This is a genomic window from Phenylobacterium sp. T106, from assembly GCF_057219735.1.
The window spans coordinates 260,380-284,446 of sequence record NZ_JBXVWA010000001.1 but is presented as its reverse complement, the minus strand read 5'-3'; the positions used below and the strand labels follow the sequence as shown (position 1 = coordinate 284,446).

General features: G+C 70.0%; 11 protein-coding genes. 5 read left to right on the top strand and 6 right to left on the bottom strand.

The features are described from left to right. Positions 1-11: 11 nt before the first annotated feature. From AC2D8W_RS01320 to AC2D8W_RS01310, 3 genes are read right to left on the bottom strand one after another with little or no spacing between them, the layout of a single operon-like run. Positions 12-3,146, bottom strand: coding sequence for a CHAT domain-containing protein (locus tag AC2D8W_RS01320; protein WP_484670004.1), 3,135 nt, complete (start codon positions 3,144-3,146; stop codon positions 12-14). Between the two features lie 2 nt (positions 3,147-3,148). Next, positions 3,149-6,949 carry a two-partner secretion domain-containing protein gene (locus AC2D8W_RS01315; RefSeq protein WP_484670003.1) on the bottom strand — a complete coding sequence of 1,267 codons (3,801 nt, stop codon included), beginning with the start codon at positions 6,947-6,949 and terminating at the stop codon, positions 3,149-3,151. Positions 6,950-6,968: 19 nt separating this feature from the next. Continuing rightward, on the bottom strand, positions 6,969-8,561 hold the full coding sequence (locus AC2D8W_RS01310) for a ShlB/FhaC/HecB family hemolysin secretion/activation protein (protein WP_484670002.1): 1,593 nt from the start codon (positions 8,559-8,561) through the stop codon (positions 6,969-6,971). A 529-nt stretch (positions 8,562-9,090) separates the two neighbouring features. On the opposite strand from AC2D8W_RS01310, the gene AC2D8W_RS01305 reads away from it, so the two are divergent. From AC2D8W_RS01305 to AC2D8W_RS01285, 5 genes are all read left to right on the top strand, one after another. Continuing rightward, positions 9,091-10,293, top strand: a complete 1,203-nt coding sequence (locus AC2D8W_RS01305) for a multiheme c-type cytochrome (RefSeq protein ID WP_484670001.1) — start codon at positions 9,091-9,093, stop codon at positions 10,291-10,293. Next, positions 10,290-12,248, top strand: a complete 1,959-nt coding sequence (locus AC2D8W_RS01300) for a heme-binding protein (RefSeq protein ID WP_484670000.1) — start codon at positions 10,290-10,292, stop codon at positions 12,246-12,248. Before AC2D8W_RS01305 ends, AC2D8W_RS01300 begins: the two co-directional genes overlap by 4 nt. 3 nt (positions 12,249-12,251) lie before the next feature. Beyond that, positions 12,252-14,264 (top strand): hypothetical protein, encoded by a 2,013-nt coding sequence (locus tag AC2D8W_RS01295; RefSeq protein WP_484669999.1) that lies wholly within the window; start codon positions 12,252-12,254, stop codon positions 14,262-14,264. A gap of 7 nt (positions 14,265-14,271) precedes the next feature. After that, positions 14,272-18,249: a hypothetical protein gene (locus AC2D8W_RS01290; RefSeq protein ID WP_484669998.1), complete on the top strand. Its 3,978-nt coding sequence runs from the start codon at positions 14,272-14,274 to the stop codon at positions 18,247-18,249. Positions 18,250-18,384: 135 nt separating this feature from the next. After that, positions 18,385-19,863, top strand: coding sequence for an MFS transporter (locus AC2D8W_RS01285; protein WP_484670539.1), 1,479 nt, complete (start codon positions 18,385-18,387; stop codon positions 19,861-19,863). Here AC2D8W_RS01285 and AC2D8W_RS01280 read toward each other — a convergent pair. From AC2D8W_RS01280 to AC2D8W_RS01270, 3 genes are read right to left on the bottom strand one after another with little or no spacing between them, the layout of a single operon-like run. Further along, positions 19,860-21,734: a CHASE2 domain-containing protein gene (locus AC2D8W_RS01280; RefSeq protein ID WP_484669997.1), complete on the bottom strand. Its 1,875-nt coding sequence runs from the start codon at positions 21,732-21,734 to the stop codon at positions 19,860-19,862. The two genes, AC2D8W_RS01285 and AC2D8W_RS01280, sit on opposite strands and share 4 nt — an antisense overlap. Before the next feature lie 3 nt (positions 21,735-21,737). Next, positions 21,738-22,568 carry a phosphodiesterase gene (locus AC2D8W_RS01275; RefSeq protein ID WP_484669996.1) on the bottom strand — a complete coding sequence of 277 codons (831 nt, stop codon included), beginning with the start codon at positions 22,566-22,568 and terminating at the stop codon, positions 21,738-21,740. Between the two features lie 54 nt (positions 22,569-22,622). Further along, entirely contained in the window at positions 22,623-24,056 is a 1,434-nt protein-coding gene (locus tag AC2D8W_RS01270; protein WP_484669995.1) for an aldehyde dehydrogenase family protein, read from the bottom strand. Between the last annotated feature and the right edge of the window lie 11 nt (positions 24,057-24,067).

The following is a 24,067-nucleotide window of genomic DNA, read 5'->3' as shown; positions in this document are numbered from 1 at the left end:
GTCCGCCAGAATCAGTTGGACGCCGTGCGCGTGGACCCGGAGGGGAGCGCCTTGGAGCCGTCCCCCACGATCGTGAAGGGCGCCCAGTAGTACGGATGCGAGAACTGGTCGTTCTGCTGGAGCGCCCGCTGCGACTGGGTGAGGGCCTCGGCGCTCGACGGCGCGCCCGCAGAGAACATGCCGGTCATCAGCCGGACCGTCGCCACCGAGTCCACCGACCAGTGCGACACGATCAGGCTGCGCCCGCCGGCGTAGATCACCGCGCGCGTCAGTCCGCCCAGAGCTTCGCCCCCGCCCTGCATCCCGGTGGTCGAGGGATCGCCGCCCGCACCGCCCGTGTCGCAGGCCGAGAGCACGACCAGGTCGGCGTCGAGCTTCAGGTCCAGGATTTCGCTGGCGTCCAGGAGGCCATCGCTCTCGCCGCCGCCGACCGAGGTCATCAGGGCCGGTTCGGGCAGGCAGGCCGACGGCTGCGGCAGGAGGCCATGGGTGGCGAAGTAGAGGACCTTGTAGTCCGAGAGGTCGCCGCGGGCCTTGACGGCGTCGTCGGTGAACGGCGCCCCGGTGATGATGGCGTCGGACGTGGCGCCGCCGACGCTGGCCGCCACCTGGCGAACCTCGTCGGCCGTGTCGGGCAGCGGCGGCATCTGCAGCAGCGCCAGGCGGGTGTTCTCGCAGATGTTCGAGATGTCGCGATTGCTGCGCAGGGACACCGAGCGACGGACCACCGAGGAGTAGGCCTTGGGGTCGCCCTTCATCGGCGTCGTCGGGTCGGCGAAGGCCAGGAAGCTCCGCTTGGCCCGCGAGGGCGCGAAGGCCCGCGACTGCAGGAAGCTGGCCGCGGAGAGCACGAGGGCGGAATCCGTCTTGGCGCCCAGCCAGGCGACCTGCCGGTAGTCGGGGTCCTTGCCGTCGCCGGCCTTGGCCAGCAGCGCGGCCGGGTCCTGGGTGACCAGCGTCGCGACGGGGAGCGAGATCAGGGGCCCGTCGGGCTCATAGATCAGGTGCTTCGCCGCCATGACTTCGGCCGCCACGGGGCCGAACAGGGTCGTGAACAGCTGGTGCGCGCGGGCCACGTCGAACGGCGGGAGGGTGTCCTCGGCTTCGAACGGCGAGCGCAGGACGCGCACGTCGGCGCCGATCTGACCGCGGCTCTTGGCGATGGCGTACGGCTTGGCGGCCGTCTTCGAGACCAGCATCCCGTAGCTGCGGTCGTTGAGCAGCAGGATCTTCACGTACACTTCGTCCGGCGCGAGCGCCTTCTGCAGGTCGGCGAGGGTCGCCTGCGACGACACCAGCTGCGAATAGCGCGGGTTGGCGGCCAGCAACTGGGATTCCAGCGTGTCGGCCTGCGTCTGGAGCGCGCGCAGCCGCGTCTCGAGGTCCGTCCGCTCGGCGCCGGCATAGCCGTTCGCGGCCTGCAGCTGGGCGGCTTGCGCCTCGGCGACGCGCAACTCGCGCCGGGTGTCCTCGAGCGCCCGCACCAGTCCCGTCACCGCGCCGTCGCCCGAGGCGACGCGGGCCGCCAGCTTGGAGACCGTCTGCGCCGTGGCGTTGGAGATCACGCTGGCGCCGGCCGAGAAGAACCTCGCCCGGTACTCGTCGGCCCTGGCGGGGTCCGCTTCGATGCGCTTGATGAGCAGGTCGAAATAGGGCGCGGCGTCGTCCGCCGAGGCGCCCAGCGCGCCGCGCTGGGCCTGGAACAGGTCGAAGGCCCGCGCATAGCTGGCCAGGGCGGCGTCTTCCTGCCCAGCGGCGGCCTGCGCACGGCCCAGGTCAAGCAGCAGCCCGCCTTCGGCCGCGGTGCCGGCATGTCGCAGGCGGATCGTCCGCACGGCGTCCTGGTACCGGGCGACGGCGGCCGCGGGCTGGCCGGAGTCCATGTCGACCTCGGCCAGGTCGGCCTCGATCCGGGCGCGCAGCCAGACGTTCAGCGCGCCGTTGGCTTCGGCGCGGGTCAGCAGCTGGGCGGCGCGGTTGAGCGCCTCGCGGGCGGCGGCGATGTCGCCCTGCGCCGCCAGCGAGGAGCCTGCGACCTCCAGGGCCTGGGCGTCCTGCACGATCAGCTGGTCGGCCAGCGAGACCTTCGAACCGCCCAGGACGTCGCGGCCGGCGGGCCGGCTGTTGAGCGCGGTCGCGAGATCGCCCCCGATGGCCACTTCGCCGGCGCCCGTGCGGGTCACGGTGGGGCCGGCCGAGCCGAGTCCCTGGGCCGCGCGGGCCTCTTCGTTGGCGCGCAGGACAGCCTGGGCCGCCTGGGCGGCTTCGGCGAAGCGGCCGGCGTTGCGCAGATGCAGCGCGCGGTAGGTCCGCGCCTGGGCCGACAGGAAGGGATCGTTGGCGGCCGCCACCTGCACCTCGGCGTCCCGGAACAGCCGGTCGGCTTCGACGAAGCGGCCGTTGTTGGAGACGTTCAGGGCGAGGTTGAGCATGGCCTCGCCCAGTTCGCGCGGCGGGGCTCGCCGGGCTTCGGCGTCGGCGAGCAGCGCCTGGAAATCGGTCTCGGCCTGTTCGAAGCGCCACTCGTTGTTCTGGACGTAGGCGCGGGCCCGCAGGCGCGCGGGGTCGGTCGCGGCCGCCGCCTGGCTGCGCGCGAGGCCGCCGGTGGCGCCCCCGAAGTCGGCGGCGATCTCGGCGCTGGCGGCCGACGTCTGAACCTCGTTGGCCTTCGGCGGCTTCAGCGCGCCGGAGACCACCTTCAGGCCCGTCTCGAGCACATCCGCGATCTGCGCGGGGCCCTCGGCCGTGTAGGCGCCGCCGCCGCGGCGGGCGTTGTAGGCCAGGTAGGGCGCATTGGTCCGGGCGGCGCGGCAGGCGCGCCGCGTCACCGGCCCGAGGCCGGCGACCGTCTCAGACTTCTGGTCCGCGCACTGCGCGCGGGCGCCCAGCGAGGTCTCCCATGCGCCCGCGTCTCCGCCCTCGAAGGTGTAGAGCCGCCCCAGGCTGCCCTCCCACCCGCGGCAGCGGATGTTCCAGGCCCGGCGGCCGGCGGCCTGGACCAGGGGATCGTCGTAGTCGCGCACCGCCTGGCACACCGCGCCCGATGCTGCGCTCTGGCCCAAGGGGATGAGGTCGGCGCGCGTCTGGGCCGCGGCCGGCGACGCGAGGAGGAGGGCGCCCGCAAGCGCCAGGAGGGAACGCTGCACGATCATCTCTTCTGCCTGCGCTGGCGCCAGATTTCCTGGCTGCCGGTTCCGGTGGTGACCGGATCGGCGACGATTTCGTCCGTGTCGGGAGGCGCGACGCCCAGCACCACCGTGGGCGCCGTGAGGTTCTCGGACGAGACCTGGGCTTCGCCGGCCTCCTCGGAGTCCTGCGAGTCGTTGGAGTTCGAGCTGTCGTTGCCGAGGATCGCGCCGGGGCCGCCGAGCTGGTCGCGGGCGGCGAGGATGCCGGCGCTGGTCTGCGACACGATCGGATCGGCCGAACCTCCGCCGCCGCCGCCCGAGCCGCCGCCGCCGCTGACGAAGGCCGGCGAACAGTTCGAGGTGCCCACGTCGCAGCTGTTGAAGCGGTAGTTGGCGTCGGACGGCTTGGAGATCGGATTGCCCGCCGCGTCCACCACCGTGAAGCTGACCCCCGTTCCCGCCGGCGCGCCGGTGACGACCTGGCCGTTCGCGCCGGAGAACGCGCCCCAGAGCTCCACCACCTTCGGCGGATCGATCACCAGGGCCGGGTTCGACTGGCCCGTGAAGAACACGCCCACCGCCTGGCCGAAGCCCAGGGGGGCGGTGTTCTGCTGTACGACCTTGTTGTCCGCCGAGACCTCGAGCTTGCCCGCGGAGACGAAGATGCGGTTGGTCTCGTCCGGCGTCGGGGCGACGCCCGCGGGGCGGCCTGCCGCCGTGTCGATCTCGCCGACCGCCGTGCCCTGGATCAGCGTGATGAACCGCTGGGAGCCCATCAGGATGTCGTTCCGTGCGGCCAGGCGAACCTCGGTGAACGCCCGGATGTCGCTGTACTGGCCGCCGTTGAAGGTCGCCGCGCCCAGTCCGCCTGTCACGAGGATCGAATTCGGCCGCCAGCTCAGGTCGGTGGCGTCGCCGATGCGCAGGAGGCCGCCGCCGGTGGTCGGCGCGGCCACGCCCTGCACGTTCGCGGTGTTGTTGGAGCCGACCAGGAACACGAGGCTGGGCGTGTTGGCAGGGTTCACCGTCAGGTTCTGGATGAACAGGTCGCCGCGGGTCCCGCCCGTGGTCGAGCCGGCGTAGAACTTCAAGGTCCCCGCCACGCGGAACTGGCCGAATTCGGCGTTGTCGAGGATGAGGGCGCCGGCTCCGCCCGCCGCGCCGCCGACCCGCAGCGCGCCGTTCCGGGATTCCACCTGCGCGTTGGCCGCCGTCACCACGCCGGTGAGGTCCAGGTCGCCCGCCAGGATGCGCAGCGTTCCCGCCGCGCTGAGGGCTGCGACATTCGCCGTGCCCGCCACGTCCAGCGTCAGGTTGCGGCCGGCGCTGAGCGCGGTCGTCGACGTGAAGTTCCCGAGCGATGTTATCGAAAGATCACGCGTAACCGGCCCGATCGTCGAGCCAAGGTTGAGTGTTGTGCCCTGGATGATGAGGTCGCGGCCCGTGCGGTAGCTGGTGGTCGTGACCGAGCCGTTCGCCGCCGTCGCCCGGAGCGTGAGGTCTTCGCTCGCGGACACCGCGCCCGCCGTCACCGTGCTGCCGATGAGCGAGACGGAGCCGGCGTCGGCGCGGACGTCGGCGACCCTGAGCGCGCCCGCCGCCGTGATGGTGACGTTTCTCACCGCCGTGAAGGAGCTGGACAGGGTGAAGTCGCCGGTGGTGGAGCCGACGGTCAGATCGCGGCCGGCCGACACCGCGTCGAGCCGCACGGTCGGCGCCTTCAGCGTGGCGTCTCGCGAGGCGATCACCGAGAAGGCGCCCGGGGTCGGCCGCAGCACGTCGACGACCGCGTCCTGGCCGGCGCGGACCGAGACTTCCGTCGCCCCGGTGACGCCGCCGGTCCCAAGCCCGAGCTTGGCGTCGAAGTTGGTCGACTCCACGCGGACGACGCGGCCGTTGCCGGCCCGGTCCGGGTTGCCGACGAATTCCACCTGCACCGAATCCGGGGCCCCGCCGGTGAGGGTCACATCGCCCAGGGAGGCGGTCCCGCCGGTGGCCAGCACGAAGATGTCGTCGCCGACGGTCGCCTTGCCCACGACCGCGTCGCCGCCGGTGGCCACCACGTAGAGGTCGCCGCTGGTGGTCACCGTGCCCAGCTTCAGGCTCTGGGCCATGCCGAACACGCGCGGGGCGGTGATGCTGTTGGCCTCGATCGCGCCGCCGCGCAGGTCGACGCTGGCGCCGGCGGTGATGCTGTCGACCTTCGCCTGGGCCAGCTCGATCGTGACGTTCTGCGGCGCGGACAGGTTGATCACCCCGGAAACCGTCGACACCCCGTCGCCCAGGGTGATGTCGCGGCCCGACGTCACCGTCAGCCTGTTCGGCGCGCTGATCGCGTCGATCTTCGCGTCGACCTTGCCCGAGATCGCGCCCACGCCGGTCACGCCGACGCCGGCCAGCAGGATATCTCCCTTCGTGGAGGCGGCGGTCAGGTCACGGGCGGCGATGAGGCTGTTGGCCTTGACGTCCGCGCCCTCGACAGACACGTCGCGGCTGGCGACGATGCGCCCCAGCTCGATCGAGGCGGTCGCCTTGATGCTGGCGTCACGCCCCGTGCTGATCGCGGAGATGGCCGTCGGGTCGAACAGCGCCGAGACCAGCGCCTTGTCCAGCACCACCGAGTCGATGGCGCCGCCGAAGAATCCGTTGCCGTTGCCGTTTCCGTTCCCGTTCCCATTGCCGTTCCCACCGCCGTTGTCGCCGCTGTCCTCCGGCGGGTTGGCGTCTTCGGTGAGAGTGGGGGGGTTCTTGGTTTCCTCGGGTGGGCGGACCCACGGGCGGCCGAAGATCCGGCCGACGTTGCGCACCTGCAGATCGCGCGAGGCCGTGGCCTTGTTGAGGTAGATGTCCGTCGCCGCGGCGCCGTCCAGCGTGGGGGCGGCCTGCCGGTTGGCGATCCCGCCCCCGCCCGACAGGACGATGTCCCCGCCGTCGGCCTTTGCCTGCTGCGCGGTGGTCATGCCCTCGAGGTTGATCACCGCGCTGCCGATCGCCGACTTCGAGACGGCGGCCAGGAAGACCGAGTTCGCGCGCGTGTCCCCGCCCAGGTCGATGGCGACCTGGCTGTCGGCGCCGTCGTCCACGCTAGGCACGATGAAGTCGACGAGGTCGAAGTCGCCGCCGGCGCCCGGCGCCAGACGGATCTGGAAGTTCTTCGCCGAGCCGTAGAGCACGCTGCCGTTCACCGCGCTGACCACGGCGTTGGCGCGCGTCTGGATGGTGGGACCCATCAGCGCCACCATGCCGCCGTTGGCGGTCAGCTTGGCGCCCTGGAGCACCATGACCCGCGAGTTGGGCAGGGCGTCGCCGCCGGAGAACGAGAACAGGTTGTTCGAGGGATTCAGGAACTGCGAGGTGTCGGGCGTGCCGATCGCCACGAACAGGCTGCCCGCGTCGACCTGCGCGCCGGCGCCGAAGATGATGCTGTTCTGCGACGAGAACCAGATGTTGCCGCCGTAGTTCGACCCGACCTTGCCCTCGACGACGCCCTCGATCTTGGAGGGGGTGAGGCCGGTGACCTTGTTCAGCACCACCCAGCTGTTGCTGTCGAACCGGAAGCTCACCGTCTCGGTCGGGAGCACGTTGAAGGTCGTCCAGCTCAGCACCGTGCGCGGCGCATTGAGCCTCACGTCGGTGCGGTCGGTGGTGCTGGTGATGGTGGGCGCGCCGCCGCCGGCGCTGACCTGCGCAACGCCGCCCACGGGCAAGGCCGCGGCCGAGGGCGCGTAGAACGAATTGATGCCGGCCAGAGCGCCGCAGAGGGCGGTCCGCGCGAACAGGAAGCGGCGGCGGCCTTCGGCTGAACTCATGAGCGTGGGCATGCTTACTTCTCTTTCCGCATCAGAGCAGACTGGCCGTGAGCTGGATCAGCACGCGGTCTGTTGGACGCGGCCCCCCCGTCCGGGTGGCGTCGAGTGGATGGGCGTAGGTGACTTCCAGGTTGGCGCGGTTGAACAGCCGGAACACGACGCCCGCGCCGACCGACTTCAGGGTGCGATCCTTCTGTACGCCGGCCGCGAACGCGTTGTTGTTGGCCACCCAGCCCGCGTCGAAGAAAGCATACGGTGCGGCCGCCACCTTGGGATGCAGCTGCAGCGGCCCGTAGCGCAGTTCCGCAGCGGCCGAGACGCCCTTGTCGCCGAGCAGCGCCGCCGGATCGTAGCCCCGGCCGACCGTGAGCCCGCCCAGCGAGATCTGCTCGTACGGCATCAGCTGGCTGCCGGAGTACTGCGCCTGCATCCGCAGCTGGCCCGTGAAGCGGTCCGAGAGCGCGATGTCGCCGCCGCCCTGGGCGCGGAGCACCCACGCGCCAGGCTTGCCGGATCCGCGGGTGAGCAGAACGTCGCCGGCGTCGCTGCCCCCGAAGACGTCGACGCCCTTGCGGATGCTGACCGCGCCGCTGGTGAGCACGGGGCGGCCGGCGATCTCCGTCCGGTAGTCGCCGTCGGCGCGGGCGTAGAGGACGCGCAGCTTGTCGTGGCTCAGCGTCGCGGCGCCGCCGGGGCGCGTGCGCTGGTCGATGAAATCGAAGCCGCCGGCGACATTGAGGTTCTGGCTCCGCGAGCGGATCACCGGGTAGGCGGCCTCGACGTTGCCCACCACCGACCTGCTCTTGAGGTCGAGGGGCTTCAGGAAGTCGCCCGGCCGGCTCTCGCCGTAGGTGATCGACCCCCGGCCGACCAGGCCCTCGGCCCCGAACCGCGCGGTCTCCGCGAGCTGGACCAGCCACTGCTCGTTGGAGTCCAGGGTGTGGAACGCGGTCAGGGCCGTCGATTCGCCGTACTGGGTGTAGCCCGCGAACTCGCCGCGGATCAGGCCGCCCCATCGCCCGACCTGCTTGGAGCCGGTGTTCTGCACGTTGGCGAACACGTCCGGGCCTTCACGGGCCACGGTGATGTCGATGTCCACCGCGCCGCGCTCGGTGCTGGTGGAGGGGCGCACGGCGGCCCGCGCCCGGATGCCGGGCACGTCCGACGCAAGAAGCAGGTACCGCTGCGCCCTGGCCATGTCGAAGGGCTTCATGCCGCGGAGCTTCTCGGCGTACCGCTCGACCAGGGCCTGGGCCGGACCCACGTCTCCGCGGACCCGCACGTTCACCACGTGGGCCTCGATGACCTCCAGGACCAGGGCGCCGCCGGCGATGCGCTGCTCGGGGATCTCGACGCGGGCGAGCACGCCGGAGTCGAAGACGATGCGCGCCGCGCGATCCCGGATCTGGCAGATCACCGCGACGGGCTGCGGCTTTCCGATCACGTCGGCGTAGGCTCCGCGGAGCTCATCGGCGCCGACGGCCGTCGCGCCCTGGAAGGTGACCGAGGTCAGGGTGACCTGGACGTCCGAGGACTCGAGCGGGCAGGGGCCCGGCGGCTCGGGCGTGAAGGCGCCCGCGCCTCGGCGGGGCGGCGGCCGGCTGATGCGGCTCGCGGGGTTCACCTCTGCGGCGCTGGTTCCGGGGGTCGTCGCGGGCTGGGGCGCGGCCGATTGGGCCCAGGTCGAAACCGTCGGGGTCAATGCCGAGGTGGCGAGCGCCAGCAAGCCGATTCGCGTCGCGCGCCGCAGCCTCGACGGACGCCATACCATACTCGACCCCCCAAAACCCGGCTCCCAGTCCGTCTTACAATTCGAGGCTTCAGTTTGGAAGCGGAGACTCCTCCTAGGAGAGCGGCGCCGTAGGACTAGGCGCCGGCCTTCCGATCTGGTCCCATTCGCCTTATTCGGACTACCGTAGGCAAGCTGAGCCCGCTAAGACTCTTGGGGGAGTAAGGGGCGCCGGGGGATGAGGATGGGGGGAGCACGAGCGTCGCGTATCGTGGGCGCGCTATGCGCCGCCGCAGCCGCTATCGCGGGCGCGGTCGCCGTCGGCGTTGGCCCTGTGGCGACCGCCGCGACGGGATCGGCCGCCACCAAGGGCGTCCATGAAGGCGTCGCGTCCTGCGCAGGCTCCAGCTGTCACAGCCGGCAGGTGGATTCGGGCGTCAACGTCCGCCAGAACGAACTCATCACCTGGCAGAGCCCGTCCAGCGCCGCCGGCGCCCACAGCCGCGCCTGGCGGGTGCTGACCGAGGCGCGGGGCCAGGCCATCGCCCGCAAGATGGGGCTCGGCCCCGCCCAGAACGCGAAGGAATGCCTGGGCTGCCACGCCGATCCCGCGCCGGCCCGCGGCGCCAAGTTCCAGATCTCGGACGGTGTCGGCTGCGAGGCCTGCCACGGCGCCTCGTCGGGCTGGCTCGCCAGCCACCGCTCCGTCGAGGGCACGCACGCCAACAACGTCGCCAACGGCCTGCGGCCGCTCGAGAACCCGAAGGTGCGCGCGGGCGTCTGCCTGGATTGCCACTTCGGCAGCTCGCGCCAGGGCCAGTTCGTCGATCACCGCATGATGGCCGCCGGCCATCCGCGGGTCGCCTTCGAGCTCGACCTGTTCTCCAGCATCGTCCAGCACTGGGACGTCGACGCCGACTACGTGAAGCGCAAGGGCTATGCGGGCGGCGTGAAGACCTGGGCCGTCGGGCAGGCCATGGCCCTCGACCGCGCGCTGTCGCTGTACGGCGAGGGCGGCAAGCACCAGGGGGCCTTCCCCGAGCTCTACTTCTTCGACTGCCACGCCTGCCACCGCGAGATCTCGGACGATCCGCGCGCCCGGCCGAAGTGGGAGGCCAACCCCGGACGGCCCATCCCGTCCGGCCAGCCGCCGTTCAACGACGAGAACATGATCATGCTGCAGGCCGCGGCGCGGGTGATCGCGCCCGGTCTGGCCCAGCGTCTCGAGGCGGACTCGCGGGCCTTCCACGCGGCGATGGCGCGGGACCGCGGCGAGTCGCTCCGCGCCGCCACCCGGCTCGCAGCCACGTCCCGCTCGCTCGCCGACACGTTCGCGGCTCGCAGCTTCTCGCGCGCCGAGACGCTGGCGATCCTCGATGCGGTGCTCACGGGCGAGATCGCGCGCCGCTACACGGACTACACGGGCAGCGCGCAGGCCGTCATGGCGGCCGACACGCTCCTCAACGCCCTGGTGGCGGCCGGCCAGGCCGATCGCGGGGCCGTGGCGCGCGTCCGTCCGCTGCTCGACCGGGCGTACGCCCAGGTCCGGGATCCGAACAGCTACCGCCCGGAGGCCTTCCGCGCCTCCCTGGCTCAGGTCGCCCAGGCGGCGAGGTCGCTCAGATGAGATCAGTTCTGCGCTCGGCCGTGTGTGTGGCCGCTTTGGCGCTCGCGGCCTGCGGCGGCGGAGGCGGCGGAGGGGGCGGAACCGCGCCTGCGCCGCAGCCGCCGCCACCTGCGCCCGGCCCGACCGCGGCGGGGGTCTACACCCTGCCGGCTCCGGTCGCCCTCACCAGCGCCGAAGTCCAGCAGATCATCGCCCAGGCCGTGGCCGAGGCCCGCGCCCGCAACCTGCCGTCGGTGATCGCGGTGACGGACCGCGTGGGCAATGTGCTGGCCGTCTACTCGATGGCCGGCGCGCGCGCGACCACGCGGCTTCGGGACGGCCCCTCCGGCACGAACCTCGATGCCCAGGGCGTCGTCGTGCCTGCAACGGCGGCGGCCATCGCCAAGGCGATCACAGGCGCCTACCTCTCGTCGTCGGGCGGCAACGCCTTCTCGACCCGCACCGCCAGCCAGATCGTGCAGGAGCACTTCCCGCCGGCGCCCTCGGCCGTGGGGCTGGAGAGCGGGCCGCTGTTCGGGGTGCAGTTCTCCTCGCTTCCCTGCTCAGACGTGGTGAACCGCGGGGCGACGCTGGGCATCGGGCCGCGCCGCTCGCCGCTGGGGCTGTCGGCCGATCCCGGGGGGTTCCCGATCTACAAGAACGGAACGCTCGTGGGCGGCGTCGGCGTCGTCGGCGACGGCGACTACGGCTTCGACCGCAACATCCTCGACGTCGACGCGGACGACGAGGAGAACATCGCCTACGCCGCCACCGTGGGCTTCGACGCCCCGGTCGACCAGCGGGCGGACCGGATCACCGTCGACGGCACGGCGCTCCGCTATTCCGACGCCTCGACGGGCACGCTGCGGACGACGCCGTCCAGCGCGCCGGCCTTCTCGACGCTGGGCGCGGCGGGCAGCTTCACGGCGGTCACCGGCTACTATGCCGGCGGCGCCGCTCTGGCCGGCCAGGCCTATGGCTCCGAGGCCTCGGGCCTCCGCCTGGCCACCTCGGCCGAGTTCTCGATCGCCGGCGCTATGGTGCTGAGCGACGGGACCGGATCGAACCGTTTCCCCATCCGCGGCGGCACCGACGCGGCCGACGGCCTGACGCCGCTCTCGGCGGCGGAATCGCGCGCCTTGCTCGAAGAGGCCTTCACGATCATGAGCCGGGCGAGGGGGCAGATCCGCCGTCCGCTCGACAGCCGCGCCGAGGTGACGATCACCCTGGTCGACAGCCGCGGCCAGATCCTGGGCATCGTGCGTTCGCCGGACGCGCCCGTGTTCGGGATCGACGTCTCGGCCCAGAAGGCGCGTTCGACCAACCTGTTCTCGGGCACGTTCGCCGCCAGCACGCTCTCGGCCGACCCGAGCGCCGACGTGCGCAGCTTTGTGCAGCGCACGCGCGACTTCTTCGGCAACGCCAACGCCCTGACGGGCCAGAACGCCATCACGCCGCGAGCCATCGGCAACCTGCATCGGCCCTACTTCCCGGATGGCGAGGTGGGCCGCCCGCCCGGTCCGCTGTCGCGGCCGATCAGCCAGTGGAGCCCGCTCTCCACCGGGCTGCAGTCGGCCCTCATCATTGGCAACATCGGCCAGCACCTTGGCTTCGTGCTGGGCGCCAACGCCGACACCCCGGCGCGCTGCACGTCGCTGCCCGAAGTGGCGCCGGGGCAGAACCGCCTGCAGAACGGCCTGCAGATCTTCCCGGGCGGCGTGCCGATTTACCGGGGGAACCGTCTCGTCGGCGCCATCGGCGTGTCGGGCGACGGCATCGATCAGGACGACATGATCGCCTTCCTGGGCACGCACAACGGCGGACTGAAGGTCGGCGGCAGCGTCGGTAACGCTCCGGTAGCGATTCGCTCCGACACCCTGTTCGTGGGTCCAACGAATACGCGCCTGCGCTACGTGGGCTGTCCGTTCGCGCCGTTCCTCGACACGAACGATCAGAACGCGTGCCAAGGGAAATAAGGCATGCGACGCGCTCAGCTTCTCGCCTTTGTCGCCTTCGCCGCCCTCGCGGGGCAGGCCGAGGCTGCGGCGAAGGCCGGAGCCGAGGCGAGCGGCGGCCTCAGCATCGATGACATCCTGCAGCGGACCTGCGGCCCGGGGCCGACGGCCTTCCGCAGCATCGACGACCTTCTCGCCGACGCCGGGGTGGCCGGCGGCGCCGTCTCGGCCGTCGCGCTCGCGAGCAACGCCGCCGCGCAGGCGCACAGTTCGCCGCCGCCTCCGGCCGCGGCCGAACCCGAGACCACGGCTCCGGCCGACTCCCTGCCGCCCCCGGCGGACGCGGCCCCGCTCGAGGGACGACGCCGGCCCGGCAGGGTCGAGGAGTATCCGGAAGAGATCCAGCAGACCAACCCCGGCGCGGTCCGTGCGCCCCCGCCGGAGGCGTTCCCGAAGGACGAGTTTCCGATACCGGACCGCTGGCGCCTGGCCGGCGCGCTGGGCGTCACCAAGCCGCGGTGGTGGGATCCCTACAACCAGAACTTCTGGAAGGGCGATATCCCGATCGCGGGCACCGAGAACCTGTTCCTGGCGCTGACGGCGATCTCGGACACCGTTGTCGAGCCGCGCAGCTTCCCGATCCCGGTGTCGGTGCAGACGACCTCCCGGGCCGGCAGCCTCGACATCTTCGGGCGCAACACCTCGCTGGTGCTGGCCCAGACCTTCATCGTCGCGGGCTCGATCATCAAGGGCTCCACGGCCTACATGCCGCCGGAGTACGAGGTGCGCGTCGCCCTGGCGTTCCAGGACAACTACGTCGACGTGCCCGAGAAGCGGGTCCTCTACGTCGAGCCCAGCCGCAAGACGCACCGGAACGACGCGTTCATCGGCGTGCAGGAGCTGTTCGTCGACTACCACCTGCGCAACGTCGGCGCGCGCTACGACTTCGACTCGGTGCGCGTGGGGATCCAGCCGTTCTCCAGCGACTTCCGGGGCTTCCTCTTCCAGGACAACCAGCTCGGGGTGCGCTTCTTCGGCAACCGCGACAACAACCGCATCCAGTACAACCTGGGCGCCTTCTGGCGCGTCGAGAAGGATACGAACTCCGGCCTCAACGACCTGACGCAGCGCCTGCGCGACGACTGGGTGTTCGTGGCGAACGTCTATCGCCAGGACCTGCCCGTGCCCGGCCTGACCTCGCAGCTCACCGTTGTCCACAACCGCAACCGGGAAGGCGACGAGATCTACGTCGACAAGAACGGGTTCCCGCAGCGCCCGGCGCTCCTGGGCACCCTCCGGGGCCGGGACTACGACGTGACCTATCTGGGCTACAACGCCGACGGGCACTGGGGCCGCTACAACATCACGGCGTCGGCATACTACGCGTTCGGCGAGGACCGGCGGTCGATCTTCACCGACCGCCAGGCCAAGATCCGCGCCTTCTTCCTGGCCGCCGAGCCGTCGATCGACTTCAACTGGATCCGGGTGCGCGGCTCGTTCCTCTACGCCTCGGGCGACAAGAACCCGTACGACAACACCGAGCGCGGCTTCGATTCCATCTTCGAGAACCCGCAGTTCGCCGGGTCCGACACCAGCTACTGGATCCGCCAGACGATCCCCTTCGCGGGCGGCGGCCGCGTCATCGGCGTCAATGCCCGCAACGGCGTCCTGAACAGCCTGCGCGCCTCCAAGGAGGAAGGGCAGTCGAACTTCAACAATCCGGGCACGACCCTGTTCGGCGGCGGCGCCGACTTCGACGTGACGCCCGAACTGCGGCTCTCGGCCAACGTGAACCACATCGGGTTCGTCAACACGACGATCGTCCAGAACCTGCGCCAGGAAGGCTCGATCCCCAAGTCGCTGGGCTGGGACGCTTCGCTGTCGGCGATCTGGCGCCCGCACATGACGCAGAACATCGTCTTCCGGGCGTCGGGCGCGGTGTTCGACGCTGGCAAGGGCTTCAAGGACCTGTTCAGCAACGCCGGCCGGGACGACCAGTACTACTCCATCCTGCTCAACGCGATTCTCACCTTCTAGGGTCAAGATGCTGAAATCCGGGAAAAAATGGCTGAGGCTGGGAGCGCTGATCGCGCTGACCGTGGTCGCGCCCCTTTCCCTGAAGGCGGCCGAAGGCGAGAAGCCCGTGAAGCGCAGCTATGTCATGGCGCCGGCAGCCAAGCTGGGCATGACCGACGCTGAGGCCGATGCGGCGTCGAAGGGCTGCGTCTCGTGCCACACTGACTCCGACGCCAAGACGATGCACGTGAGCCAGGCGGTGAAGCTGGGCTGCACCTCGTGCCACGGCGGGGACGCGACCGCCATCGCGCCGGCCGGCCTCGCCAAGACGTCGCCCGAGTACGCGAGGATCCGCGACAAGGGCCACGTGCTGCCGAAGTACCCCAAGACCTGGCACTACCCCAGCTCGGCGAACCCCAAGGCCAGCTACACGCTGCTGAACAAGGAATCGCCCGAGTTCGTCCGCTTCATGAACCCGTCGGACTACCGCGTCGCGCGGCTCGCCTGCGGCGCCTGCCACATGGAGATCATCGAGCGGGCCGAGCGGTCGCTGATGTCGACCGGCGCCATGCTCTGGGGCGGCGGCTCGTACAACAACGGGATTCTGCCCTTCAAGAACTACGTCCTGGGCGAGGCCTACACCACGCACGGCGAGCCGGCGCGGCTGGTGTCGCCGGGCAACCCGCCCGGGAAGGTCACGCCCGAGCAGGCCAAACGCGGCGCGCTGCCCACCCTCTACCCGCTGCCCACGTGGCACGTGGTGCCCCCCGGCGACATCTTCCGGGTGTTCGAGCGGGGCGGCCGCAACATCAACACCCAGTTCGCCGAAGTGGGCCTGCCCAACGCGAACGGCGCGTTGCAACGCCTGGAGGAACCTGGCCGGCCCGACCTGAAGCAGTCGAACCGAGGCCCCGGCACCGGTCTGCGCGTGGCGATTCCGGTGCTCAACATCCACAAGACCCGCCTGAACGACCCCTTCATGTGGTTCATGGGGACCAACGACCAGCCGGGCGACTACCGCACGTCCGGATGTGGCGGCTGCCACGTGGTCTACGCCAACAACCGCCAGCCCCACGCCAGCCTGACCTGGGCGCCCTACGGCCGCGACGGCCAGTCGGCGCAGGTCGATCCCACAATCAGCAAGGAAGAGTCCGGCCACCCGATCAAGCACGCGTTCACGCGCGCCATTCCGACGGCCCAGTGCATGAACTGCCACATGCACCAGCCGAACATGTTCGTGAACACCTACCTCGGCTACACGATGTGGGACTACGAGTCCGACGCGCCGTTCATGTGGCCCGAGCGCCAGAAGTATCCGACGGCCGAGGAGATCCGGAAGGTCCTGGACCGCAACCCGGAAGGCGCCGCGCCGCGCGGCAAGTGGGCCGACCTGGACTTCCTGCGCAACGTCTTCGACCTGAACGCCAAGCTGAAGGACACCCAGTTCGCGGACTACCACGGCCACGGCTGGAACTTCCGCGCCATCTTCAAGCGCGACCGTGAGGGCAACCTCCTCGACGCCGAGGGCAAGATCGTCTCGAACGACGATCCCGAGAAGTTCGTGCGCAAGGACGCGCCCAAGTTCACGCCCGCCGGCCAGAACAGCCCCGGCAAGGCGGTCCATATGATGGACATCCATGCCGAGAAGGGCATGCAGTGCGCCGACTGCCACTTCGCCCAGGACAGCCACGGCTCGGGCCTGATCTATGGCGAAGTCGCCAACGCCGTCGAAATCCGCTGCAAGGACTGCCACGGCACGGCCGATGCGTACCCGACCCTGAGGACCTCCGGTCCCGCGGCGGACGAGAAGGGCAACGACCTGTCCCTGCTGCGCAACCCCGACGGTCAGCGCCGGTTCGAGTGGGTCGAGCAGGACGGCCGCCGCGTGCTCGTCCAGCGCTCGCTCCTCGACCCCAAGCTGGAGTGGCGGGTGAAGCTGGTGAAGGACAGCGTCAGCCGCGGCAACCCGGACTTCAACGCCAAGGCCGCCCGCGCCAAGCTGATGGGCAAGATCAGCCAGAACGGCCGTCCGTTCACCTGGGGTCCCGGCGTGGCCGCCGGCGAGCGCGCGCACAAGGACGAGGAGATGGAGTGCTTCGCCTGCCACACGGCGTGGACCACGGCGTGCGCGGGCTGCCACCTGCCCATCGAGGCCAACTGGGAGGCGAAGGCCCACAAGTACGAGGGTGAAACCACCCGGAACTACGCGACCTACAATCCGCAGGTGGCGCGCGACGAGATGTACCAGCTCGGCAAGCACATGACGACGAAGGGCGCGACCATCGCTCCGGTGCGCTCGTCGTCGGCGCTGGTGCTGTCCTCCACCAACGTGAACCGCGAACGCATCTACGTGCAGCAGCCGCCGATCGCGGCCTCGGGCTTCTCCAGCCAGGCGTTCGCGCCGCACTTCCCGCACACGGTGCGCACGACCGAGACCAAGACCTGCACGGACTGCCACGTCTCGGCGGCGAACGACAACAACGCCATCATGGCCCAGCTGCTCCTGCTCGGGACCAACTACGTGAACTTCGTGGGCCAGAACGCCTGGGTCGGGCTGGACGGGGGAATCGAGGCGGTCCGGGTCAGCGAGTGGAGCGAACCGCAGGCGGTCTTCGGCTCGTACCTGCACCGCTACGCCTATCCCGACTTCTACAAGGACCACGTCGAAGGCCACGGCCGCGAGATCAAGACCCGGGTGCGCGGGGCTCCGTTCGCCAAGGGCCTGAAGGGCGGCGAAGAGGACGGCGCGGAGTGGATACGCAACATCGTCCACAAGTCTGAAGGCCCCGCCCGCTGCCTGCAGATGCGCGGCGAGTACATGTTCGTCGCCGAAGGGAAGGGCGGCTTCCGCGTCTATGACATCGCGAGCGTGGCCAACAAGAGCGTCTCGCAGCCGGTCATCACCGCGCCGTTCTCGTCCGTGGGCCACGACACGCGCGTGGACTCCGCGAACGCCACCTGCATGGCGCTGCCGACCAACCAGAACATCGCGCCGCTTCGCAACGAGGCGATGCAGAAGATGATGGTGCCGAACCCGTTCACGGGCGGCCAGTCGAGCTTGCTCGAGGTGAACCAGGAGCAGAAGTTCCATCCGATCTACTCGTACGCCGTCGTCACCGACGCCGAGGAAGGTCTGATCCTGGTGAACGTGAACACGCTGGCCGACGGCGATCCGCGGAACAACAAGCTGAAGCGGGCCGCGACCTGGAACGGCGGCGGCGTCCTGCGCGGCGCGCGCCACATCACCCTGGGCGGGCACTACGCCTACATCGCCGCCGACGCGGGCCTGGTCGTGGTCGATCTGGATGACCCGCTCAAGCCGCGGCACGTCACGACGGTCGCCCTGCCGGACGTGCGGGCCTCGGCCCTGCAGTTCCGCTACCTCTGGGTCACGACCCAGCGGGGCCTGGAAGTGCTCGACGTGACCAAGCTCGACCAGCCGAAGCTCGTCGAAGGCGCGACGGTTCCGATCGCCGACGCTCGCCGCGTCTACATCGCGCGCACCTACGCCTACGTGGCGGCCAAGCGCGAGGGCCTCGTCATCGTCGACGTGACCCGGCCGGAGCGGCCGCGCGTCTACCAGAAGTTCGATGCGGGCGGACAGCTCAACGACGCCGAGGACGTGATCGTCGCCTCGACCAACGCCTCGGCCTTCGCCTACGTCGCCGACGGCCGCAATGGCCTGAAGGTGCTGCAGATCACCAGTCCCTCCAGCCAGCCCAACTTCTACGGCTTCTCGCCGGCGCCGAAGCCCGAGCTGATCGCCTGGGCGAAGACGCCGATGCCGGCGCTGGCGCTGTCCAAGGGCCTCGACCGGGATCGTGGCGTGGACGAGACCGGCTACCAGATGGCCATCTTCGGCCGCCTGGGCTCCCGACCGTTCACGCGGCCCGAGATGGAGCGCTTCTTCACCGACCGTTGGGGCCGGCCGTACCGCGTCACCGACGAGGCGGACATGAGCGCCTGGCTGGGCGTGCCGGTGAGCGAGGCTGCCGCCGGACGCTAGAGCGCGTTCCGCCGAGGAGGGGGCGCAACCGGGTCGCGGCGAACCTCCCGTCGGCCGTGCTCCTTCGAGCTTGACAAGGGCCGGCGCCGGTTCGCACCCTGGGCTGGGGAAGAGGCGCAGTCGGGAGGCCGCGCGATCATCGACCCTGCGCATGAGACGGCGACGTCGGACGACCACGACGCGCCTCCGAAGGCGAGCTTCCGCATCAAGCTGTTCTACGGTCTGGGCTCAGCCGCTCCGGGCGCGTTCAATGCGCTCGGCGCCCTGGCGATGTTCTTCTACAACCAGGTGGTCGGGGTCCCCGCCGTGGTGGTGGCGCTGGCCTTGTCGGTCACGGTTTTCTCGGACGCACTGATCGATGTGCTCATCGGCAACGCGTCGGACCAGACGCGTACGCGCTGGGGCCGTCGGCACCCTTTCCTCGTCGCCGGACTGTTCCTGATCCCCGTCGCCATCTACTTCCGGTGGCATCCGCCCCAGGACTGGGCCGCGGACCAGATGTTCTGGTACGTCCTGGCCACCGGCCTGTTCCTGAACGTGAGTTTCAGCGTCTTCGAGATCGCCAGCAACGCGCTGGGTCCGGAGCTTGCGAAGGCCTATCACGACCGCACCGTGCTGATCAGCTACCGGTGGATGATCGGCGCCGCGACGTCGGGCGTGGCCACGGTCCTGATATACGGCGTCTTCCTGCGTGCGACGCCGGCGTACCCCGTCGGACAGCTGAATCCGGCGGGATATGGGCCGCTCGCCCTGACCATCTCGGCCATCGTAGCTGCTTCCATCCTGGCGATGGCCCTGGGCACCCGCCACGCCATCCCACGCCTGTTCCAGCCGCCCAGGATCGCGGATCGGATCAGCCTGCGGGTGCAGGCGGGCAGGGTGATCCGGGCGCTGAGCAACCGGAGCTTCCTCGTCGCCGTCACGGCCGGCGTCTTCGCGGGCATAACGCTGGGCATGGAGAGCGGGCTGAGGCTCTACTTCTACACCTTCTTCTGGGGGCTGAAGTCGGGCGACATCCTCGTGCTGTCCCTGCTCGCTATCCCGCCACCCATCGTGGCGGCTCTGTTCGCCCCTCGGATAGCCGAGCGGTTCGGCAAGAAGCGGGCGTGCATGACGCTGTTCTTCCTGGGGGTCGGCTTCATGCATGCGCCGATGGTCGGCAAGCTCCTTGGCCTTCTCACGCTCGAGGCGTCGCCCCAGCTTCTGATGCTGCTGGGGGGCTTCGCCTTCGCGGCCGGGGTCTGCACGATTGGCGGCTTCATCATCGTGTCCTCGATGGTGGCCGACATCGTCGAGGACGTGCAGGCCGCCACCGGCGACCGCGCCGAGGGGCTGCTGATGACGGCGGACAGCTTGCCCCAGCGCATCGTCAATTCCCTGGCCGTGGCGATACCGGGCTTGCTGCTGGCCTGGGCCGGGTTCCCGGAGAAGGCGCGGCCAGGCCCCGAAAGCCTGGACAGCATGATGCAGGTCGCCTGGGTCTACGTGCCGATTATGGTCCTGCTGAGCGGCCTCTCCATCGCGACCTGGGGCTTCTATCGCATCGATGAGGCGGCCCATCGGCGCAACCTTCGCGCAGCGGCGGGGGGGCGGTCACCAGGGCAGGGGCCTTAGGTGCGGGGAACCTCGACGGTGGGCGTGGTGTAGGCGGGGATAGGGACCGGGACGCCCTTCAGGTCGATCTCGCCCACCGCCTCGATCGGCACGTCCCGCTTGGCCAGCTTGAGCGTGTCGCCGGAGAACAGGATGCGCGTGCCGAAGGTCTTGTTCGCGGCCTCCAGGCGCGCCGCAATCACCACCACTTCGCCGTAGGCGGTGTAGTTGAACCGGCGCTCGCCGCCGAAGTTGCCCACCAGGCCGATGCCCGACGACAGGCCCATGCGCGTGTAGCCGAACTTGATGCCGCGGGCGATCATCCGCTCGCGGATCTCCAGGGCGTAGACGTCGATCTCGCGGCAGCAGGCGATGGCGCGGTCGGCGTGGTCCTCGTAGGGCACGGGCGCGCCGAAGATCGCGATGATGCCGTCGCCGGTCATCTTGTCGATCATGGCCTCGTGCTTCCACAGGATGTCGATGACGCCGTCGAAGTACTCGTTGATCACCCCTTCGAAGGTCTCGAGCGGCAGGCTGGCCACGAGGTTCGAGAAGTTCTCCAGGTCCGAGATCATCACGGTGATCTCGCGCTCTTCGGCGCCGATCTTGACCTGCTCCTGCCCGCCCACCATCCGGTCGATCACCTGCGGCGCGAGATAGCGCTCCAGCGTCGAGGAATAGAACGCGCGCTGGTTCTGCAACTCGGCCGCCGACAGCCGGGAGAGAAGGAAGAAGCCGAAGGCGAAGGCCCAGGCCGGCGCCACCATGGGCACCATCACGGCGGTGTACTTGTAGAGGAAGACCGCGCCCGCGGCGCCGATCCCGATCCCCAGGAACACGATGCCCACCGAGACCCACCAGCTCTGGGTCGAGCGGCCGATGAATGATCCGAAAAGGGCGGAGAACAGCACGATGGCCGTGGTCCAGAGGGGCCCCGACCGTTTCACCCGATCGCCGGCCATCATCTGCGAAAGCGCGTGGACGTGGACCTCGACGCCGGGCGTGCCGCGATAGTGTCCCTCCAGGAAGCGCAGCGGCGTCGTGTGCATGTCCTCGACGGGTGTGTCGGCGTCCGCCGTGGCGGCCCGCGTCGTGCGTCCGATGAAGACGATCTTGTCCTTCAGCTGGTTGGCCGGGATGAACTCGACCAGGGCGGCCGAGAAGGAGGGCGCGATGGCGCCGGCGTTCTCGGCCTCAACCGTGGGATCCGGCGCGCGGTAGCGGATGTCGAAGGGCCCGGCGGGCGGCTTCAGCCCCACGGCGGCGACCCCCACCTCCGTAGCCAGGGCGGGCATCTTCCCGGGCTTGGGATCGTAGCGACGCACAACGCCGTCATAGTCGGTGAGGATCAGCGCCTTGGCGTCCGAGTACCGGATCTTGGGGCTCACCTTGAAGTCGACGCCCGGGGTCATTGCCGGGTCCACCACCGCCACGATGGGGGCCTTCACGCCCGCGATGCGCTGGCTGAAGGCCTCGAACTCCTCGTCAGACGACCAGGTGTCGAGCAGGTAGTCGAGGCCGATGGCCTTCACGCCCTTGGCGTCGAGCGCCACCAGCACGTCGGCCAGCCACGCCTTGTTGATCGGCGCGAGGCATCGGCACTCGGACGAATCGCGCATCGCGTTCAGGGCAAGGTCGTCCACCTTGATGATGGCGAACGCGCCGGGCTGCGCGGGCGGAACTCCCAGGGCGAGCCGGAAGTCGTAGGTCAGGTTCTCCACGAAGCGCACGGGCGTCGTGACGTTCATGGCGAGCGCCAGGCTGGCGGCCACGACCGTCACGCCGGCCAGCACCAGGGCGTCGGCCAGGCCTTTGCCGCCGCTGGCCCTCAGTCGATCCCGTAGCGCGAGCAGGCTGCCCAGGACGCCGCTGCGCTTGACCCCGCTCGGCATGGATCAGGCGAGCTTCCGGAAGGGGAAATTGTAGGTGACCGCCGGCGTGTAGTCGCCCGCGAGGCAGCAGTGCGTCGTGAGCGCTCCCTCGTGCGCCATCAGCAGGGCGAAGCCCGGGGGCTCTTCCACCAGGATCTCGCGTCCGTCCGGCACGTGCATGTCGACCTCGGTGAGGTCGAGGGTGAGCTGGATGGAGGTCGCGGGCGCGGACGCCACCATGTGGCCCGCGAAGAGGCCGGTGAAGGCCCGGTGGATGTGCCCGCACATCATGACCTGCACCTGGTCGCGCCCTTTCAGGACCTCGGCGAGGCGCAGGATCCAGGGCGAGCGGGGATCCGGATCCATCCAGCGGATGCCGGACGGGATCGGCGGGTGGTGCAGGATGATGGCCGTCGGCTGGTCCGGCGCCGCATCCAGCGTCCGCGCCAGCCAGGCGCAGCGGGCCTCGTCGTATTCGCCGTGGTTGGGCCCCTCGAGAGTGTCGCAGACCACCATCCGGAAAGGACCGAAGTCGACAACGTACTGGACGAAGCCGTCTTCGTCCGTCTGCGCGCCCGGGCCGGAGAAGACCTGCAGGAAGGCCTCACGCCCGTCGTGGTTGCCCAGGGCGTAGTAGACCGGGATCTCGCTCTCATCCATGAGCCGCTTCAGCTCGAAGTACTCCTCGAGCTCGCCGCGATCGACCAGGTCGCCGCTGGCGATGATCGCCACCGGCCTTGGGCGCAAGGCGTGAATCGTCTTCATCACCTGGCGCAGGCGATCCTCGTTCCGCTTCTGGTTAAGCGGATCCTTCTCTGTGGTGACATGCAGATCCGTGATCTGCGCTATCGTCAACACAAGCCGCCTCCCCAAAGCAGCGCGCACTGTCCCGGAATCAATTACGCACGCTCAGCGCCGCCGGATGACCAGATTCCGAATTTCGGTCATATCCTCCATCGCGAAACGAACGCCTTCGCGACCCAGCCCAGAATCCTTCACGCCACCATAGGGCATGTTGTCGACGCGGTAGCTCGGCACGTCGCCGATCACGACTCCCCCGACGTCCAGATGATCCCACGCCTCGAGCATCTTGTAGAGGTCGCGCGTGAAGACGCCTGTCTGCAGGCCGAATTTGGAGTCGTTGACCTCCGCGAGCGCCTCGCCGAAGTCGGTGAACTTCGAGAGGATCGCCACGGGGCCGAAGGCCTCCTCGGCATAGAGCGCCGCCTTGCGGCCCACGCCCTCCAGCAGGGTGGCCTCGAGCATCGCGCCCTCGCGCTTGCCGCCGCAGAGCAGCGTCGCGCCGTCGGCCACCGCCGCCTGGATCCAGCTGTCGAGACGCTGGGCCTCCTTCACGTCGATCATGGGCCCAACGAAGGTGGCCTCCTCCCGGGGGTCGCCGGCGATGAGCGTCTTCGCCTTCGCGACGAGACGGTCCTTGAGCGTGTCGTAGATGTCCGCGTGGATGATGATCCGCTGCACGCCGATGCAGCTCTGCCCCGACTGGTAGAAGGCGCCGAAGATGATCCGCTCGACGGCGTCGTCCAGGTCGGTGTCGGCGTCGACGATGACCGCGGCGTTGCCGCCCAGCTCCAGCACCACCTTCTTCTTGCCGGCCTTGGCCTTGAGATCCCAGCCGACTCCGGGGGATCCGGTGAAGGAGAGGAGCTTCAGTCGCTCGTCGGTGGTGAACAGGTCCGCGCCGTCCCGCTGCGCCGGCAGGATCGAGAACGCGCCCTTCGGCAGGTTCGTCTCGGCCAGGATCTCGCCGATGATGATGGCGCCCAGCGGCGTGCGCGAGGCGGGCTTCATCACGAACGGGCAGCCGACCGCCAGGGCCGGAGCGATCTTGTGGGCCGCCAGGTTCAGCGGGAAGTTGAAGGGGCTGATGAACGAGCAGGGGCCGATCGGCACCCGCTTCCACATGCCCTGGTAGCCCTTGGCGCGCGGGCTGATGTCCAGCGGCTGGACCTCGCCCGTCATCCGCACGCTCTCCTCGGCGGCGATACGGAACGTGTCGATCAGGCGGGTCACCTCGCCGCGGGCGTCGCGGATCGGCTTGCCGGCCTCGATGCACAGGGCGAACGCCAGCTCCTCGAACCGCTCCTGGAAGCGGTTGACGCAGTGCTGCAGCACGGCCTGGCGCTCGTAGGCCGGCATGCGGGCCATCGGCTCGGCGGCTTCCACCGTCGCGGCGATGCCTGCGTCGATGATCTGCGCGTTGGCCAAGGCCACGCGTGTCGCCACCTTGCCGGTGTACTTGTCCGTCACCTCCAGATCGAGGTTCGGCGTCTGGGCCTCGTTGGCGAGGTACAGCGGGTAGGATTCCCGAAGCGCGGTCATGGTCGGTGTCC